Consider the following 393-nt stretch of genomic DNA (forward strand, 5'->3'; position numbering starts at 1 on the left):
TGGATAGAAAGGATCGAGAAAATAAGAGGATACATTGCTTTATTGTGGGCAAAAGTTTAATTAAGCTGGTTTAATTAACCTGGTTAATTAAGTCCTCTAATAAGTGCGTCTTAATCCCCAGGTACGCATGGTGATTTGGGGATTAGACTATCGTTGTTTGTAGAGTCTGGTTAGGTAGGGGTGGCCGGACACACTCTTCGTCCAGTTGCATTTACTCCGTCGTCGTACGTCCCCGCTTATGCAATTGCTGTGCGTTACCCGTTGTACACTCCCGTTTTCGAGTGCCAACTGTCATACCCAGCGGGTTCTAACAGAGGCTCTCACTGTAAAAATGACAGTTAATTCGCTCGAAAAAGGCTAGATTTCATGAACAACTGTATTTCATACAGTAAA

It is taken from the genome of Paenibacillus whitsoniae (assembly GCF_003955665.1).
In the GTDB taxonomy this organism is placed as follows: Bacteria; Bacillota; Bacilli; order Paenibacillales; family NBRC-103111; genus Paenibacillus_E; species Paenibacillus_E whitsoniae.